18 protein-coding genes and 1 pseudogene are annotated in these 16541 nt (G+C 45.6%); 11 read left to right on the forward strand and 8 right to left on the reverse strand.

All coding sequences use genetic code 11. The features are described 5' to 3' along the window. Positions 1-36 precede the first annotated feature (36 nt). Both TRNA_RS27665 and spxA read left to right on the forward strand, forming a co-directional pair. Complete coding sequence (locus TRNA_RS27665; RefSeq protein WP_003180619.1) at positions 37-615, forward strand: GNAT family N-acetyltransferase; 579 nt, start codon at positions 37-39, stop codon at positions 613-615. A 177-nt stretch (positions 616-792) separates the two neighbouring features. Beyond that, on the forward strand, positions 793-1188 hold the full coding sequence (gene spxA, locus TRNA_RS27670; protein WP_009328833.1) for a transcriptional regulator SpxA: 396 nt from the start codon (positions 793-795) through the stop codon (positions 1186-1188). 222 nt (positions 1189-1410) lie between these two features. On the opposite strand, the gene TRNA_RS27675 is transcribed toward spxA, so the two are convergent. Beyond that, positions 1411-2073: a TerC family protein gene (locus TRNA_RS27675; protein ID WP_009328832.1), complete on the reverse strand. Its 663-nt coding sequence runs from the start codon at positions 2071-2073 to the stop codon at positions 1411-1413. A gap of 175 nt (positions 2074-2248) precedes the next feature. Here TRNA_RS27675 and TRNA_RS43700 point away from each other — a divergent pair. The 5 genes and pseudogenes from TRNA_RS43700 (at position 2249) to TRNA_RS27695 (ending at position 6258) form a co-directional block, all read left to right on the forward strand. Then, positions 2249-2377: pseudogene (locus tag TRNA_RS43700) on the forward strand (hypothetical protein). Continuing rightward, positions 2359-2997 (forward strand): adaptor protein MecA, encoded by a 639-nt coding sequence (mecA, locus tag TRNA_RS27680; RefSeq protein ID WP_009328831.1) that lies wholly within the window; start codon positions 2359-2361, stop codon positions 2995-2997. Before TRNA_RS43700 ends, mecA begins: the two are co-directional and overlap by 19 nt. 158 nt (positions 2998-3155) lie before the next feature. After that, complete coding sequence (locus TRNA_RS27685) at positions 3156-4172, forward strand: tripartite tricarboxylate transporter substrate binding protein (protein WP_011197770.1); 1017 nt, start codon at positions 3156-3158, stop codon at positions 4170-4172. Positions 4173-4274: 102 nt separating this feature from the next. Further along, positions 4275-4730 carry a tripartite tricarboxylate transporter TctB family protein gene (locus TRNA_RS27690; protein WP_009328829.1) on the forward strand — a complete coding sequence of 152 codons (456 nt, stop codon included), beginning with the start codon at positions 4275-4277 and terminating at the stop codon, positions 4728-4730. 22 nt (positions 4731-4752) lie between these two features. Then, a complete protein-coding gene (locus tag TRNA_RS27695) occupies positions 4753-6258 on the forward strand; it encodes a tripartite tricarboxylate transporter permease (protein WP_009328828.1) in 1506 nt (501 codons plus the stop codon). 19 nt (positions 6259-6277) lie between these two features. On the opposite strand, the gene TRNA_RS27700 is transcribed toward TRNA_RS27695, so the two are convergent. Both TRNA_RS27700 and TRNA_RS27705 read right to left on the reverse strand, forming a co-directional pair. Continuing rightward, positions 6278-6994 carry a response regulator gene (locus TRNA_RS27700; protein WP_009328827.1) on the reverse strand — a complete coding sequence of 239 codons (717 nt, stop codon included), beginning with the start codon at positions 6992-6994 and terminating at the stop codon, positions 6278-6280. 22 nt (positions 6995-7016) lie between these two features. Further along, the gene (locus TRNA_RS27705) at positions 7017-8612 is read right to left on the reverse strand and encodes an ATP-binding protein (RefSeq protein WP_011197771.1); all 1596 of its coding nucleotides are present in this window, start codon (positions 8610-8612) and stop codon (positions 7017-7019) included. A 117-nt stretch (positions 8613-8729) separates the two neighbouring features. Here TRNA_RS27705 and TRNA_RS27710 point away from each other — a divergent pair, with 117 nt between their 5' ends. Together TRNA_RS27710 and pepF are read left to right on the forward strand one after the other, a co-directional pair. Then, the gene (locus TRNA_RS27710) at positions 8730-9878 is read left to right on the forward strand and encodes a competence protein CoiA family protein (RefSeq protein ID WP_009328825.1); all 1149 of its coding nucleotides are present in this window, start codon (positions 8730-8732) and stop codon (positions 9876-9878) included. Between the two features lie 212 nt (positions 9879-10090). Beyond that, positions 10091-11920 carry an oligoendopeptidase F gene (pepF, locus tag TRNA_RS27715; protein ID WP_282334326.1) on the forward strand — a complete coding sequence of 610 codons (1830 nt, stop codon included), beginning with the start codon at positions 10091-10093 and terminating at the stop codon, positions 11918-11920. Positions 11921-11976: 56 nt separating this feature from the next. Here pepF and TRNA_RS44075 read toward each other — a convergent pair whose 3' ends face one another. The 5 genes from TRNA_RS44075 to TRNA_RS27740 form a co-directional block, all read right to left on the reverse strand. Then, positions 11977-12144 (reverse strand): hypothetical protein, encoded by a 168-nt coding sequence (locus TRNA_RS44075; RefSeq protein WP_009328823.1) that lies wholly within the window; start codon positions 12142-12144, stop codon positions 11977-11979. 411 nt (positions 12145-12555) lie between these two features. After that, entirely contained in the window at positions 12556-13458 is a 903-nt protein-coding gene (gene spxH, locus TRNA_RS27725; RefSeq protein ID WP_009328822.1) for a protease adaptor protein SpxH, read from the reverse strand. Next, positions 13455-13853 carry a thiol management oxidoreductase gene (locus TRNA_RS27730; protein WP_011197773.1) on the reverse strand — a complete coding sequence of 133 codons (399 nt, stop codon included), beginning with the start codon at positions 13851-13853 and terminating at the stop codon, positions 13455-13457. Before TRNA_RS27730 ends, spxH begins: the two co-directional genes overlap by 4 nt. 281 nt (positions 13854-14134) lie before the next feature. Continuing rightward, on the reverse strand, positions 14135-14788 hold the full coding sequence (locus TRNA_RS27735) for a lytic transglycosylase domain-containing protein (RefSeq protein ID WP_011197774.1): 654 nt from the start codon (positions 14786-14788) through the stop codon (positions 14135-14137). Positions 14789-14800: 12 nt separating this feature from the next. Beyond that, positions 14801-15373 (reverse strand): CYTH domain-containing protein, encoded by a 573-nt coding sequence (locus tag TRNA_RS27740; protein ID WP_009328820.1) that lies wholly within the window; start codon positions 15371-15373, stop codon positions 14801-14803. Positions 15374-15503: 130 nt separating this feature from the next. On the opposite strand from TRNA_RS27740, the gene TRNA_RS27745 reads away from it, so the two are divergent. Beyond that, a complete protein-coding gene (locus tag TRNA_RS27745; protein WP_009328819.1) occupies positions 15504-15869 on the forward strand; it encodes a hypothetical protein in 366 nt (121 codons plus the stop codon). 31 nt (positions 15870-15900) lie between these two features. After that, positions 15901-16536 (forward strand): GTP pyrophosphokinase, encoded by a 636-nt coding sequence (locus TRNA_RS27750; RefSeq protein ID WP_009328818.1) that lies wholly within the window; start codon positions 15901-15903, stop codon positions 16534-16536. Positions 16537-16541: the final 5 nt, after the last annotated feature.

Consider the following 16541-nt stretch of genomic DNA (forward strand, 5'->3'; position numbering starts at 1 on the left):
AAGTGTGAAATTAGAACATCCATAAGGAGCAAATCAATGAACTGGTATGAGAAGCTTAGCGAGTATTTCCCTATTGAAGAAATGAAATCAAAAGAGCATATGGAAGCATTGTTAAAGGAACAAAACGATATTTACCATAAAGAAGAAGGCCGTCATCATGTGTTGATGTACGCCGAATTCGACTCTTTTATTTTCATCGACTATTTATTCGTTTCTAAAGACGCACGAGGACAGGGACTTGGATCCAAGCTGATTGAGAAGCTGAAAAAGAAAAACAAACCGATCCTACTCGAAGTTGAGCCCGTGGATGAAGATGATGCCGATACGGCGAAACGTCTTAAATTTTATCAAAAGGAAAACTTTAAACACGCTGAGTCGATTGGTTACCGCCGCCGGTCACTCGCAACCGGCAAAGTGAACAAAATGGAGATTCTGTATTGGTCTCCAAAATCAAACACAGAGAAAGAAGTGTTTGACGCGATGAAAGAAACGTACGAAAAAATCCATACATACAAAGATGAAAAATGGTATGGAGAATCTTATGAAGATGTGGATGACGTCCTTACGATTGTTGACGATCATAAACAGAAGAACATTTTCGATGAATTAAGCTAAATGAGAATAAGACCTGGCATAAAAAAGCAAAAGTCGCTGGATTGTCAAAAAATTTCTGTTACAGACTGTTCACACTTACTTTTTTATAGTATAATACTCAATAAAGATTACTTTTTTAGAGTTATTTCAATTTAAGAATACGCTAATTTCATTCTACTTTTTAAGGAGTGAAGCAATATGGTTACATTATATACATCCCCAAGCTGCACGTCTTGCAGAAAGGCGCGCGCATGGCTAGAAGAACATGATATTCCGTTTACGGAAAGAAATATTTTTTCAGAGCCTTTATCAATTGATGAAATAAAAGAGATTTTACGAATGACGGAGGACGGAACAGACGAAATTATTTCAACTCGTTCCAAAGTGTTCCAAAAGCTGAACGTCAACCTTGAAACAATGCCGCTTCAAGAGCTGTACCAGCTCATCAATGAACATCCGGGCCTTTTGCGCCGTCCGATCATCATTGACGAAAAGCGCCTGCAGGTTGGATACAACGAAGACGAAATCCGCCGCTTCCTGCCGCGCAAAGTGCGCACATTCCAGCTTCGTGAAGCGCAGCGTCTTGCAAACTAAAAGAAGGCTGAATTTTTCAGCCTTCTTTTAGTTGTAGACAAAATCGTTTAGATTTTGTCAACTTTTGATTCAGCGTGATCCGAAAACCTTTGCAGTCTAGGAAGGCCGAGCATCGGAGCGCAGCGAATGTTGGAATTCGTGAGCACCGACGCGCAGGCCCTGACAACGAATGCGAGGGTTTGTCGGCACGCTGAGAAGGCTGAATTTTTCAGCCTTCTTTTTTTAATGCTTTTCACTCGTCTGTTCATAATAAATACTGGCTAAAATCACAAAAATAACCGTAAGGACGGGCAGCAGCATTTCGAGGGTGCTGTGCTGCGCCATAAAGGAAGACAACTCCTGCTCCCTGACGATCATTTCGCCGCCAGTATAAGCCAGCAGTCCGCTTCCTGCGTATATTAAGAGCGGAAATTTGGCAAGAGCCGCTTGAATCAGCCTGCTGCCCCAAATGATGACCGGAACGGAGACCATCAGGCCGACAACGACAAGCATCAGGCGTCCGTGTGAGGCTCCGGCGACCGCAATCACATTATCAAGGGACATGAACAAGTCGGCAATCACGATGATGCGGATCGCCTTAAATAAAGATGTCCCGCCTTTGACATGCTGGGCATCTTTTTTCTCAATCAGAAGCTGATATCCTAAGTACAAAAGGAAGATTCCTCCGATAAATTGCAGATAAGGAACCGCGAGCAGGTATACTGCTGCCATGGTTAGCGCGATTCTCATCATGATGGCGATCAATGTGCCGATGATGATCGCTTTTTGCCTTTGCCGGGGAGGCAAATGACGGCTTGCCATTGCAATCACAACAGCGTTGTCGCCGCCAAGTATGAGATCGATTCCGATGATCACAAGGAACGACATCAGTATATCGTGTTCCATCCACTGGCACCTCGCTTTGCCTTTGCATCGGGACTTGCTAAAAAGGCCCCCGCATTAATAGCTGCTGCTTGTACAACTAATATATGAAGCGGGCCGGAAAATATGTTAGCTTGACCTTGGAGGCGTTTTTATTTCTTTTCCGCCTTTTTTATCATAAAATAGAAAATAAAGATTGATCAGGGATAAGGTTAAGAAGTGGACGTAATGGGTAAAGTGTAGTAAAGTACAATTAATTGGGAGCTTAGTTATCCCTTCAACATCTTACAAAGAAGGGAAGGTTGGCAAATGGAAATCGAAAGAATAAACGAACACACGGTTAAGTTTTATATTTCCTACGGTGATATCGAAGACCGCGGGTTTGACAGAGAAGAAATTTGGTACAATCGAGAACGCAGTGAAGAGCTTTTTTGGGAAATGATGGACGAAGTGCACGAAGAAGAAGAGTTTGCCGTTGAAGGCCCCCTTTGGATTCAAGTGCAGGCCCTTGACAAGGGATTGGAAATCATTGTGACAAGAGCTCAGTTGTCCAAAGACGGACAAAAGCTGGAACTGCCGATTCCTGAAGATAAAAAACAGCATGTAGCAGAAGAAAGCCTTGATGCTTTGCTTGACGACTTTCAAAAAGAAGAGCAGGCAGAAGAGCAGAAACTGCAGTTTGTTTTAAAATTTGACGATTTTGAGGATTTAATCTCACTGTCAAAAATGTCTGTCAGCGGTTGCCAAACGACATTGTACTCTCATGAAAACCGCTATTATTTATTCGTGGATTTCAATGAACTGCCTGATGAAGAGGTGGAAAACCAGCTGAGCATTCTGCTGGAATATGCCTCAGAATCAAAGATGACGATTCATATGCTGAAAGAGTATGGAAAACTGATTGCAGCGGATCATGCTCTTCATACAATAAAAAAGCACTTTGCATAAAAAAGCCGGTTTCCTTTGAAGCCGGCTTTAACCTTCTCCATTACGGGGAAGGTTTTTTTGTGAACTTTATGAACAAAAAGAATATTATGCAGTTAAACTGTGCACGAAAAGACGAGGAAGCTATAATGAAAGCGATTACAATAAAGGGGGAGCACAACATGACAAAGAGGGGCAGATGTTACGGCTTTACGATTTTACTTGTGTTTGCGCTGATTTTGGGAGGATGCGGCGGAAACACGGCTTCAAATAAAGCCGCGAATGAAAAAGACTTTAAGCCTTCGAAAGCAATCGAGGTCGTCGCGCCTGCCGGAGCCGGCGGGGGATGGGATACAACGGCCAGAACGATCTCGAAAATCATGGGTGAAGAAAAATTGATTGAAAAGATGGCTGTCGTCAACAAACCGGGCGGCGGTGGAGCGTCCGGATGGTCGTATGTCCACCGCAAAAAAGGCGATAATCATACGTTGTTTGTTACATCACCGCCGATTTTGTTCGTGCCTTTAAACGGACAATCCCAGTACGGCCACAATGATTTTACGCCGATTGCAAGCGTGATTGCCGATTACGGAGCGTTTGTCGTTCATAAAGATTCGCCTTATCAGTCGATGACAGACCTTGTGGATGCGCTTAAAAAAGATCCGAAAGCAGCTTCTATTGTAGGGACGTCTTCTCCTGGAAGCATGGACCACATGCAGTTTGTCAGCGCTGTTCAAAAGGCGGGCGTTGATGCGAAAAAGCTGAAATATATTACGGCTCAAGACGGCGCAGGGATGAGCATGCTGCTCGGCAAAAAAGCCGACGTCTACTCGACGGGTGTCGGTGAAGCGGCCGAACAAGCGCGAGCCGGAAAAGTCAGAGTGCTGGCCATCACCGCTCCCGAACGCATGAAAGGAGATACCGTCAAGGATTTCCCGACTTTAAAAGAGCAGGGAATCGATGATGAATTTACGGTTTGGAGAGGATTTATGGGACCTCCGGGAATGAGTAAGTCCGCCGTAAAGTATTATGAGGAAAAAATCAAAGAGATGATGGAAAAAGACAGCTGGAAATCGATTCGGGACAGCTATGGATGGACGGATAACTTTATGGGCCATCAAGAATTTAAGGACTATCTTGACACTCAATATAAAGAAATGAAAGCGCTCCTTGATGAGATTGGATTGGGCGACAAATAAAACGGTCTCCGCGCGCGGGGTTGCCGGTACGCAGAGCCTAAAAGCCCCGCCCGGCACAGCCCGCGACCGGCATGCTGAAATCGAGAAAGGCTGGTGTAAACCATGAGAATCACAAACCGGGCCGTTTCTGTCATCATTTTGGCTGTAGCAGCCATTTACCTGGCGCTCAGCTTTAATTTAGACAGCTATCCGTACGCGGTGATCGATGCGGATGTGCTGCCGAAAAGTTTAGGCATATTGCTTCTCATATTAGGCATATTTCTGTTTTTTGAAAAAGATCAAAAGGATACAACGGTGAAAAAGCTGTTTCAGCTGCAGAAAAAAGACGTTAAGGTCATGATGCTTTGTGTTGTTTCTCTGTTGATCTACATTTCCGTTTTAGAATTCATCGGATTTTTGCTATCTACTGTGATGCTGCTGCTCGTTTTGCCCGCGGTGTTGGGATATCGGAACTGGAAAACTGCTGCGATCGTTTCCCTGGTTTTCAGCAGCACAATTTATTTTTCATTCAATTATGTACTCAACATCATGCTTCCGCAGGGGGTTATGCCTTTTTAATCGAACATAAGGAGGGAAGTGAATGTTAGATAGTATTTTATACGGGTTTCAGGTGGCGCTGACTCTGCAGAATATCATGTTCGCTTTTATCGGAGTGCTGATCGGGACGATTATTGGGATGCTGCCCGGGCTCGGGCCGATCACCGCGATTGCCATTATGATCCCATTAAGCTATGGAATGGATCCGGCCTCCGCGTTAATTTTGATGGCGGGTGTCTATTACGGAGCGGTCTTTGGCGGTTCAACATCATCGATTCTGTTAAATGCCCCCGGAGTGGCAGGCACTGTCGCGACATCGTTTGACGGCTATCCGATGGCAAAGCAGGGGAAAGCGGGGAAAGCCCTTGCCATCGCTGCAATTTGCTCCTTTGCAGGCGGAACGATCACCGTAGTTGCGCTGATGCTCGTCGCGCCGACAATGGCAAACATTGCGGTGACATTTGGGCCGACAGAATATTTTGCATTGATGATGCTCGGCTTGGTGGCAATTTCGAGCCTTTCCGAAGGATCGACGGTCAAAGCGCTGATCTCTGCGACATTGGGCTTTATGACGGCTACCATCGGGATTGATCCGCAGACGGGGACCGAACGGTTTACATTCGGTGCGGCAAGCCTTCTGGAAGGAATCGATTTTCTGATCGTGGCGCTCGGTTTGTTTGCACTTGCTGAAGTTGCGTTTTTAATCAAGACGCGGAACAAGCCGATGACAGAGGGAGCGTCTCAGGTCGGCAGCCTGAAGGTGACGAAAAGCGAAATGAAAGAGATTTCGGGACCGATCGCAAGGCATTCGGTCATCGGATTTCTGCTCGGCATCCTGCCTGGTGCAGGAGCGACGATTGCATCATTTATTTCTTATATTACGGAGAAAAGAATCTCAAAACATCCCGAAACGTTTGGCAAGGGAAATATTAAAGGAGTCGCAGCTCCTGAGACTTCGAACAATGCGGCAACGAGCGGCGCATTCGTACCTCTCCTGACACTCGGGATTCCCGGATCAGGGACAACGGCCGTCCTGCTCGGCGCACTTTTGGTCGTCGGCGTTCAGCCGGGGCCGCTCATGCTTACGGATCATCCCGACGTGTTCTGGGGCGTGATCGCAAGCATGTATATCGGCAATTTATTTCTGCTGATTTTAAATTTGCCGTTAATTCCTTTCTTGTCAAAAATTCTTCTGATTCCGAAGCAGCTTTTGATTTCGCTCATATTTGTTTTCTGCCTGATCGGCGTCTACGCTGTGACATTTAATGTCGTACACCTTTATATTCTCGTGTTCTTCGGAATTCTCGGATATTTTATGAGAGTGCTGTCTTTTCCAGCGGCTCCGTTTATTTTGGCTTTTATTCTCGGAAGTTTGATGGAAGAGTCGTTCAGACAAGCGATGACACTGTCATCAGGAAGCCTGTCCGTGTTTTTTGAAAGTCCCGTCACAATCGGTTTATTGATTACGGCTCTATTGTCTCTCATCGTGCCGCCGATTTCCCGGGCAATGAAGAACAGAAATAAAAAGTCGATCGATTTGGAAGGCTAAGCTGTCGATGTCCGGAACGCTACGTTTCCGGACTTTCATTTTTTACGGGCTTGTAGCGCCGTTCGGGCCGCCCGACGGTTCCATAGTAAAGTTCTGTTTTTACATGCTTTTCGGCAGCTAAAAATTCTAAATAGCGCCTTGCGGTCGTCCGGCTGACACCGATGGTGCGCCCGAGGCTTTCGGCGGTGATGCCATCGCTGTTTTCGCTTTTGTTTAAAACGCCGGCTACTTTTTTCAGCGTCAGTCCGTCGATTCCTTTCGGATAATCGGCTTTAGCAATTTGTTCTTTCGTGATGCTCCGCCTTTTTGCCATCAGGCTGTCAACGTCTGTCTGGTCGATTGAAGACATTTCATTTACTTTGAGCCGGTAAGACCGATAGTTTAACAGCGTTTCTTTCAGCCTGGAAAACATAATCGGCTTGATCAAATAATCGACGGCTCCCGCGCGAATCGCCTGTTCAACATATTCGACTTCCTTAGCCGCCGTAATCATCATGACGTCTGTATGCCTGAGCGTTTGTCTGATCAGCCAGAGAAGCTCCATGCCGGAGCCGTCCGGCAGAAAAATGTCGAGCAGGACAAGGTCGGGCTTCACGTCCGGAAGCAAATCTTTTGCATCTTGAAAATTTTCCGCGATTCCAATGACAGAAAATCCATCAATTTTGCTGATCAGTTTTTGGTGGATGTCAGCGTTTCTGATGTCATCCTCTACGATAAATACTTGTAATGCTTTCATAGGTCAGTCCCCCAGCGTTTCTCTATTTTGGTATCACGACAGTAAACAATGCTCCGCCAAGGTCGCTTTTGTCCGCTTTAATTTGCCCGTTTAACGCATTGACGGCTTCTTTAACTAAAAAGAGGCCGAGGCCGCGGTGGTTTGCCGTTTTTGTCGAATAAAACTTTTGAAAGATCCGCTCCTGTTCCCCCTTTGGAATCCCGTCTCCCGAGTCTTCGACTTCAATTAATATGTGATCTGCACCGTCTGACAAAAAGACAAGGATGCTGCGGTCTTTTTTGTGGGAAACGGCGTCAAAGGCATTCTCAATCAAATTTCCTAAAATCGTAATGAATTTTCCCTTATCCATTTCGTCCGGCAAAGCGTTCAATTTTGAGCTTTCATCAATTTCCAGGTTGATGTGCAGCTCTTTGGCACGGTTGACCTTACCCAGCAGCAACCCGGAAAGAAGCGGATCTGGAATCGAATGGATGAGAAATTGCAGCATATCCTGATGGCTTTTATTCTCTTTTTGGATCAACTCGAGTGCTTCAGGATAGCTTTCCAGCTGAATCAGTCCCGCGATTGTATTCAGCTTGTTTGAATATTCGTGGGTCTGGGCTCTCAGACCTTCCGCGTATTGCGAAGTTTGCGCCAGCTTTTTGGAGAGTTCGTCAATATCCGTCTTTCTCCTGAAGCTCGCAACGGCGCCGCGGATTTTTTCGTTTTCGAAAATCGGCACTCTGTTGACGATTAATTCTTCGTTTCCGATCGTTAATTCCTGATCTTTTTGCGCCGTTTTCGTTTTCAGCACTTCGGGGAGCAGCGTATCCGGAAGAAGCTCGGAAATCGGTTTGCCGAGCCACTGATCTTCGCTTTCGACACGAAGCAGCTCACACGCTTTTCTATTCAAAAGCGTGATTTCTTCATGTTTATTGATGGCGATCAAGGCCTCGTGCACAGATTCTGTAATCGCCTGCTTTTCAGTATATAATTGATTAATTTCATAAGGCTCAAGGCCGAAAATGGACTTTTTGACATTGCGGGAAATATAGACGGCTCCCAAAATCCCCATCAGCACGACAAATCCCAATAAAAATATGAATTTTGACTGATATTGATAGACGATGTCCTGAATATTTTCTATTAAAAAACCGACTGAGATGATGCCGACGATTTCGCCGTTTTCATTATGGATCGGCGCTTTGCCCCTGATGGCCGGGCCAAGCGTGCCGACGGCTTCCGAAACGTATGCTTCACCTTTTTCAAGGGCGCGCCGATTGTCTCCGCCGACCATTGGTTTGCCGATTTTTCCAGGGTCCGGATGAGCATAGCGAATCGCATCCGCCGAGCCGATCACGATGTATTGCGCACCGGACTGTTTTCTCGCATTTTCTGCAATTGGCTGAAGGGTTCGAGACGGATCGTCCGTTTCAAACGCTTTCTGAACGGAAGGCATGTGGGCGAGCGTTTTCGCCATATCGAGCGCTCTGGCCTGGATTTGTGTTTTTAAAGAATTTTCTAAAATAATTAAATAGAGGCCGCTCATGACAGAAAGCAAGAGCAAAAGCAGGGTAAGAATCAGCAATGTGAGCTTGGTGGTCAGCTTCCGTTTGATGTCAAAAACTCCTTTTCTCAAAATTTCGAGTTCTATAATACTACTTTATATAAAATCGGCCTGGATTTGAAGCGTTTTCAAATAAAGGAAAGCTCCCGCCAATGTTGAATACTAGATCAAACAGGAAGGAGAGATAATATGTTCAGTGCAATGATCGATCAAGGCGGGACCATCTGCCTTGCCGACGGATACAAAGCCGAAGATCTCAAGCGATTGAGAAAAAGACATGCATTTTACTGCCCGGTGTGCCGGTGTGAACTCGACCTGAAAATCGGTTCCGTCAAGCTTCCGCATTTCGCTCATAAGCCGGATGCAGCATGTCCGGTGCCCCATGAACCGGAGAGCCCCTATCACCTGAAAGGAAAGCGGCTGTTGTACGAATGGCTTGGCAGACAAGGACTCCGCCCGGTGCTTGAACCGTATTTGCAAGAGATCAGACAAAGGCCCGATTTGCTGCTGGAACACGGAACCCGCCAGGTTGCGGTTGAATTTCAATGTGCGAATCTCAATGCCGCAGCGTATCGCAAAAGGACCGAAGGCTTTCTCAGACTGGGAATCGAGCCCGTATGGATTCTCGGCGGAAACCGGATAAAACGCTTGACGGGGGATTTATTTCAGCTTTCGCGGTTTCACTGGCAGTTCATTCAGAAAAGCGACAAGCCCCCAAAGCTCCTGTTTTTTTGCCCCGAACAAAAGGCTTTCATCATCCTCGAACACCTCATTCCCTTTCAAACAAACAAAACATCCGCATCCTTGCGCTTTCTTCCTCTTGCTGAAGCAAGCTGGCGTAATGTAACAGAACGAGAAAGCCGTTCGCCTCTCCAGCTCAAAGGCTGGAAAAAGAACATCCTCAGCTTTCGGATGTCGGCCGTGCGTTTTTTATCAAAAGAAACGAAGCAGATTGCCGCCCTCTTTTATGAAAATCATCAGCTTCCGCTCCCGTTTTTTCCCTCAGAAGCCTTTCTCCCGGTGCCGTCAGGCTATATTTTTGCCCACCCGGTTTATGTATGGCAAGGGTACCTTTTTTTATTTATAACGAAGCATGATACATTTCGCCTGCAGTCTGCGCTTCACTATATGGACTGGCTCATCAAGGGCAAAAGGCTGAAGCTGAGATGGAGCGGGCGGCAAACGGCTGCGGATGCCGTCGGTGAATACATTTGTTTTTTGCATAAAAAAGGATTTTTGGTGAGGAAAGAGGAATTTTATTATTCCGCGGGTTCTTTTGTTCCGGAGCCGCGGTTAGAGGCGCTGTTAAAAAGGGATGAACATTATTTTTCCGAATGATTATCAAGCCTTTCGTTCAATCTAAAGAAAGGAAGGTGGTGTCCGGACTGTTTCAGATCAAAAGATATGTATTTTATTTTTTAACGGCGGGATTTTGTGTCTTTTTTTTCGCATATGATTTGACAAAAGACGGTGAAAAAACAGAAGATGAACACAATACAAGTTTATTGGATAACAATGGACTTGGAGTAAAGAAAGCGAGGGGATTGACAGTGGCTGAAGAAAAAAAATCGAAGAAACTGCCTTCAAGAGAAGAGGTGAAGCAAGAAGACACGTGGAGACTGGAGGATATCTTCCCGTCAGATGACGCTTGGAACGAGGAATTTCAAGCCGTTAAAGAACTGCTGCCCAAGCTTTCCGAATTCAAGGGCAAGCTCGGCCATTCCGCCGATGATTTATATGAAGCGCTGACTTATCAGGATAAGGTGATGGAGCGTCTCGGGAAGCTGTATACTTACGCTCATATGCGCTATGATCAGGATACGGGAAATTCTTTTTACCAAGGTCTCAATGATAAAGCGGCGAACCTCTATACTCAGGCTGCGAGCGCCACGGCCTACATGGTGCCGGAAATATTATCGATTCAGGAAGAAAAGCTTCAGCAGTTCCTGTTGGAAAAAGAGGAATTAAAGCTTTACTCACACGCTCTCGAAGAAATCAATAAAGAGCGCCCTCATGTGCTTAGCGAGGAAGAGGAAGGGATTTTGGCCGAAGCGTCTGATGTTCTTTCATCTCCTTCCAATACATTCGGCATGCTGAATAACGCCGATATGGAATTTCCGGAGATCACCGATGAAAACGGAGAAAAGGTGCAGCTCACACACGGCAATTATATCACCTTTTTGGAAAGCGAGAACCGCGATGTCCGCCGCGCGGCATTCAAGGCCGTTTATGAAACATACGGCCGCTTTAAAAACACGCTAGCTTCCACGCTCAGCGGAGCTGTGAAAAAAGACAACTTTTATGCGAAGGTTAAACATTATAAATCGGCGCGGGAAGCTGCCTTGTCGCGCAACAGCATTCCTGAAGAAGTCTACGACAATCTTGTCAGCACGATCAACAAGCATCTCCCGCTTCTTCACCGCTATGTTGAGATTAGAAAAAAAGTGCTTGAGCTTGATGAAGTGCACATGTATGACCTGTATACCCCTCTGGTCAAGGATTCTGGAATGAAAGTCACTTACGAGCAGGCAAAGGACTATATGCTGAAGGGTCTGGCGCCTTTGGGGGAAGAATATTCATCCATCCTGAAAGAAGGATTGAACAACCGCTGGGTCGATGTGTATGAAAACAAAGGAAAACGAAGCGGCGCCTATTCTTCAGGAACTTACGGAACCAATCCGTATATTTTGATGAACTGGCAGGACAACGTCAACAATCTGTTTACGCTCGTCCATGAATTCGGCCATTCCGTGCACAGCTACTATACGAGAAAATATCAGCCTTACCCGTACGGTAACTACAGCATTTTCGTAGCCGAAGTTGCTTCTACGACGAATGAAGCGCTGTTGGGAGAATACCTGCTGAATACAATCGAAGATGAAAAACAGCGGCTCTATATTTTGAATCATATGCTCGAAGGCTTTAAAGGAACGGTTTTCAGACAGACGATGTTTGCCGAATTTGAACATGAGATCCATGTCAAAGCCCAGGAAGGGGAACCGCTGACACCTGAGCTGTTAACGAGCATATACTATGATTTGAATAAGAAATATTTCGGAGACAATATTGAGATTGATAAGGAAATCGGTCTTGAGTGGTCAAGAATTCCGCATTTCTATTACAATTATTATGTATATCAGTATGCGACAGGCTTCAGTGCAGCTCAGGCGCTCAGCCAGCAGATTTTAAAAGAAGGCAAATCGGCTGTTGACCGCTATATTGAGTTCTTGAAAGCTGGAAGCTCGGATTATCCGATTGAAGTGCTGAAAAAAGCCGGCGTCGATATGACGTCTTCAGAGCCGATCGAAGCTGCGTGCAAAAAGTTTGAAGAGCAGCTGAATGAAATGGAAGAACTCCTGCAAAAAGTCAATCATTCATAAAAGGCGTATGCATGAAAGAGGCTGCCGGTCTACCGGCAGCCTTGTTCGCGATGATGTCAAAAACCTTTAAACGTTTTGCGGTGGTTGAGGCGGCTGATCGTAAAAAGGATTGATATAAATAATAGGGGAGACGTAATATAAAGGGGTAGCATATTCATCAAACCTAAAATATTCAAGACGAAAAAAAATAAAATTGATGCAAGTCCCAAAATGATCTGAAGCATAAAAACCCTCCTAAGGACTGATAAAATATTAAGGGGGCGACGAAGCGCAATAAGACCGGCAAAACCGGGCGCCAGTCCGCATAATTCGGGGTTTGGCAGCGTGCGTCGGGCTCGTTTTCTTTGTTACTTTGATCATATGATGGACATCTATTATTTATGTTTTTGTGACAAAAATGTGAAAACTAATGAAATCAGTTGTCAAAACTCGACATGATTTGATATTATAAAGATGTGAAATTGATCACAAACAAACATTTACCCCTTTGTTTGACCGTGAAAAATTTCTCCCATCCCCTTTGTTGTCGTTAAGACATAATAGAAACCGCGCTTATCCCGGCGCGGTTTCTTACTGCTTTAAAGAGGAACGTGTGTTCGTTTTTTGTGCGATAAAAAACACGGGAGAAACCCGTGCTATTTTTCGCATTGATAGAGCGGACCGGCATCGTGATGTTCATTTATATAGCGCCAGAACATGCCGTGTTTCGCTTCCACTCTTTCGACTTTGCGGGCGAACGCGAGCTTTTTCATTTCCCGTTCCACCTGTTCAAGCGTCCAGTCGTAAACGACGGCAATCTCTTTGTCGGCTACAAATTGAAAGTATTCGATAAAAAGTTCGAGCGGAGGTGTTTGTGAAGGCTTCGGCTCATCGCCAAGCATTTCAAACAATACTTCTTCGTAAATTTCATATGAATAATTTCCGGTTACCTTTAAGCCTTCTCCTTCGCGGAGGCTGTTGAAAAACGTAAGAGTCGGAACAGATGCCACTTCCATTTCGGCAGCGATTTTTAAATCGCATTGCAGGGCTTTCACGGCGCTCTGCGAATGAAGATCCCTTTTGAATTCCTCCAAATCGAGCTGCGTGTGCTCTGCAATCGCTAAAAGCACCTGTTCTTCAGTGATATCCTGCTGATTGAGAAACAAGCTTTCCTGCATGCATCTCAAAAACTGCAGCCCTGCTTTTCTGCCTTGCAGTTCCGCTGCTTTCAAAGCGAGCGAGGCAAGGTAAGGTGCAGAGAGTGCTTTGTCGTGCAGGAGCGTTCCGTCGCAAGACATGCCCGACCTGCATGCGATCTTTTCCCATGCCTCTGCGAGCCGGCGCTTTTTGCGTTTCTGAACGTTCAGCGCTGTAATGCTGCATGCGGCGATGATCCTTAGTGTGAAAAAGCGGCCGTAGCGGATTTTCAACTTTTTGATCGCCGGCTCCAATGCCCAGCATTCGGGAGATAAAGGGTCGACAAACATATAAATTTCCATCGGTTTTTGCGGATGTCCGTGGCAATGGGAGAAAAATTGGTCACGCTGATTGAGTGTCAATGTGAACCATCCTCCATTTTCGGCTGATTTACCATATGTCTGGCTGTCAATGTCAGCCTTTCAAAAAGAAATTCCCTGATTTCGCCCTTTAAACCGACATGATCCATTGCCTCTTTCATACACGAAAGCCATGCGTCCGCCCGTTCCGGTGTGATCGGAAACGGCAGGTGCCGCGCCCTCAGTATCGGGTGTCCGTGTTCTTCTGTATAAAGCGGCGGACCGCCTAAATATTGCGTTAAAAATTGCTTCTGCTTTCTTGCCGTTTCCGTTAAGTCGTCCGGAAAAATCGGGTAGAGCAGCGGATGCCGCTTTACACGTTCATAAAAAGTATCAACAAGTTGCGATAGAAGCTCTTCTCCAATCGCTTCATAAGGTGCGTTAAACGATTGTCCCATGTTGACTACTCCTTTTAATATGGCTAATAGGAAAATATACCGATTCCTATTGCAAAAAAATATTTATCTTGTGCATCATTTATTATTTCACGATTGTATATACTTATTTTAGCAACCTCGTTCCATTTCTACAAACAAACCGACTTCTGCCTGCGGGCGAAAATCGCTGTTTTGTTTCAAATATCATATCATATTCGCTTCTTAAATGTGTATTTTTAATACCGGGAGGATGAAAGAGGAGGTAAATGCAGGAAAAAAAGCCGGAAAGCGTCCTTTCCGGCTTAAGCGTAGTAATTTGAGGTGATTTTTTTTACATAATTTTGCGTTTCTTTAAAAGGGGGAATGCCTCCGTACTTTTGGACATTTCCCGGTCCGGCATTGTATGCCGCTAATGCGAGCTTCACATTTCCGCTGTATTTATCGAGCATCTGCTTTAAGTATTTTGTTCCGCCTTCTATATTTTGAACGGGGTCAAAAGCGTTATTCACGCCGAGCGCCTTCGCCGTGGACGGCATGAGCTGCATCAGGCCCATGGCGCCGGCCGGGCTGACCGCTTTCTCTTGATAGCGTGATTCCTGCTTGACGACGGCATGAATCAGTTTCTCATCGACCCCGTATTTTTCTGCGGCGTTTTTGATGATCTGGTCAATGTTCTGATTTTGGCCGCCGAAAGAGACGGGTTTCGCTGCGGCAGATGGGACGGCCGCAATTGCCTCAGGCTTTTCAGCTGCCAGCGGGGCCTGAAGCTGAGACGCTGTCGACACAGTCGGAGCAACCGCGGGCTGTGAAGACTCCAAGCCGCCGACATTGCTTAAATATTGGTTTAAAATCGAGCTGAAATCAAAACCCGCATCTTCGGAACCGCTGTCTGAAGCCGGATAAAACGACCGTATCGCCTGAAGTTCCAAGAGAGCGGCCAAATGGTTGACGTTCATTGTTTTCCCACCTTATTGATCTTTAAGTTTTTGCTCATAAAATCGGACGATTTTGTTTTTGGTTTCACGCTCAGGGATGCCGAACGATTTCAGCAGTTCAGAGAAATCCCGTTTTCCGCGTTCATAATCCGTCACTTCGAATTCGATTTCAAAGTCTTCTACCATTAAGTATCGGCTGTGATCCAAAACAATTAAGCCCTGCGGCAATTTTTTTTCTGCACGGCTTGTCGCAAGCGTTCCGAAAAGGATGAGCTCGTCCGCTTCAATGCCGAGACGCTTCAGACGATCGTATACCGGCCCATGCGGAATCATGAACGTTTCGATTTCAGGCTTCCGGGTCAGCTCCTGGTGGGTTTCCATCAGTCCGACAGGCGCCGGTTCTTTTAATGTCAGGACAAATCGCTGCTGCTTTTCGCGAATTCTTAGGGCAGCTCCTTTTTCTTTTAAAGAGAAGGAAGGCGTATCGTAATAATGGTTTTTTTGTATAACAAATTGCTCGGAGGAAAATTGATAATATGATTTGATTTTCTCAAATTCTTTTTTTGTCAGCATATTTTTAAATTCGATTTCAAGTTCCTGGCTCATTCTTTAATTTTTTCATCCTCTCAGCTCGTAAAATTGCATTTTCCTTATTATCTCTTGAGAAGGAACGTTTATCAATATTGAAGCTGATATGATAAAATGAATCTGTACTTTTATTGTAAAGGAGAGCATTATGCAGAACAGAATTGAGATTACAGAAGCCAATCTGCGAAACGACCGGCTGGTGTTGACCAGCGAAATCAATGACGGAGCGGAGCGGAAGCCGGCCGGACGCATGCTGACAGACTCCGATCATTTTGCATTTGTATACATACTTGAACAGGACGAATCCTTTGAATACGTCATTTTAAACGAAGGCATCTGGTCCGATCTTAAAGCGGCCCTTGACGCCGGTCTTCCTGTGTTTTTACATATCGGAAACACGGAGCTGGAGCTTAACGGGTTCCATGATGAGCTCGGATATTTAATAGAGAATATTAAAGATAATGCAAATTATGGCGAAGAAATGGAAGAGAGAGTGAAACGGATATTCCTCTAGAAAAAAAGGCGATGAAATTGGGGGAAGGTTTATGGATGAAAAACAATGGGAGCAGTTTTTAGCGCCGTACCGGCAGGCTGTTGAAGAGCTGAAAGTGAAGCTGAAAGGGATCCGGACCCTTTACGAATACGAGGAAGAGCATTCGCCGATTGAATTCGTGACGGGGCGGGTGAAGCCTGTGCCGAGTATTCTTGAGAAGGCCAAGCGAAAAAACATTCCTCTGCACAACATTGAAAGCATGCAAGATATAGCCGGGCTCAGAATCATGTGCCAATTTTTTGAGGATATTCGCATTGTCGTCGATATGCTTTTGGCGAGAAAGGACTTCACGGTGGTGGATAAGCGCGACTATATCGCGGAACATAAAGAGAGCGGCTACCGCTCCTACCATCTCGTCGTGCTGTATCCTTTGCAGACAATCAACGGGGAAAAACAGATTTTGGTTGAAATTCAAATCCGGACGCTGGCGATGAATTTTTGGGCGACGATTGAGCATTCTTTAAATTATAAATACAGCGGCAACATTCCGGAAAAAGTAAAATTAAGGCTTCAGAGAGCTTCGGAAGCAGCATCAAGGCTCGATATGGAAATGTCTGAGATCAGGGGCGAGATTCAGGAGGCTCAGGCGGCGTTTTCACGCAAGAAAAAGGATGAGGATGACGGTTAGGGGAG

The organism is Bacillus licheniformis DSM 13 = ATCC 14580 (assembly GCF_000011645.1).
Classification (GTDB): domain Bacteria; phylum Bacillota; class Bacilli; order Bacillales; family Bacillaceae; genus Bacillus; species Bacillus licheniformis.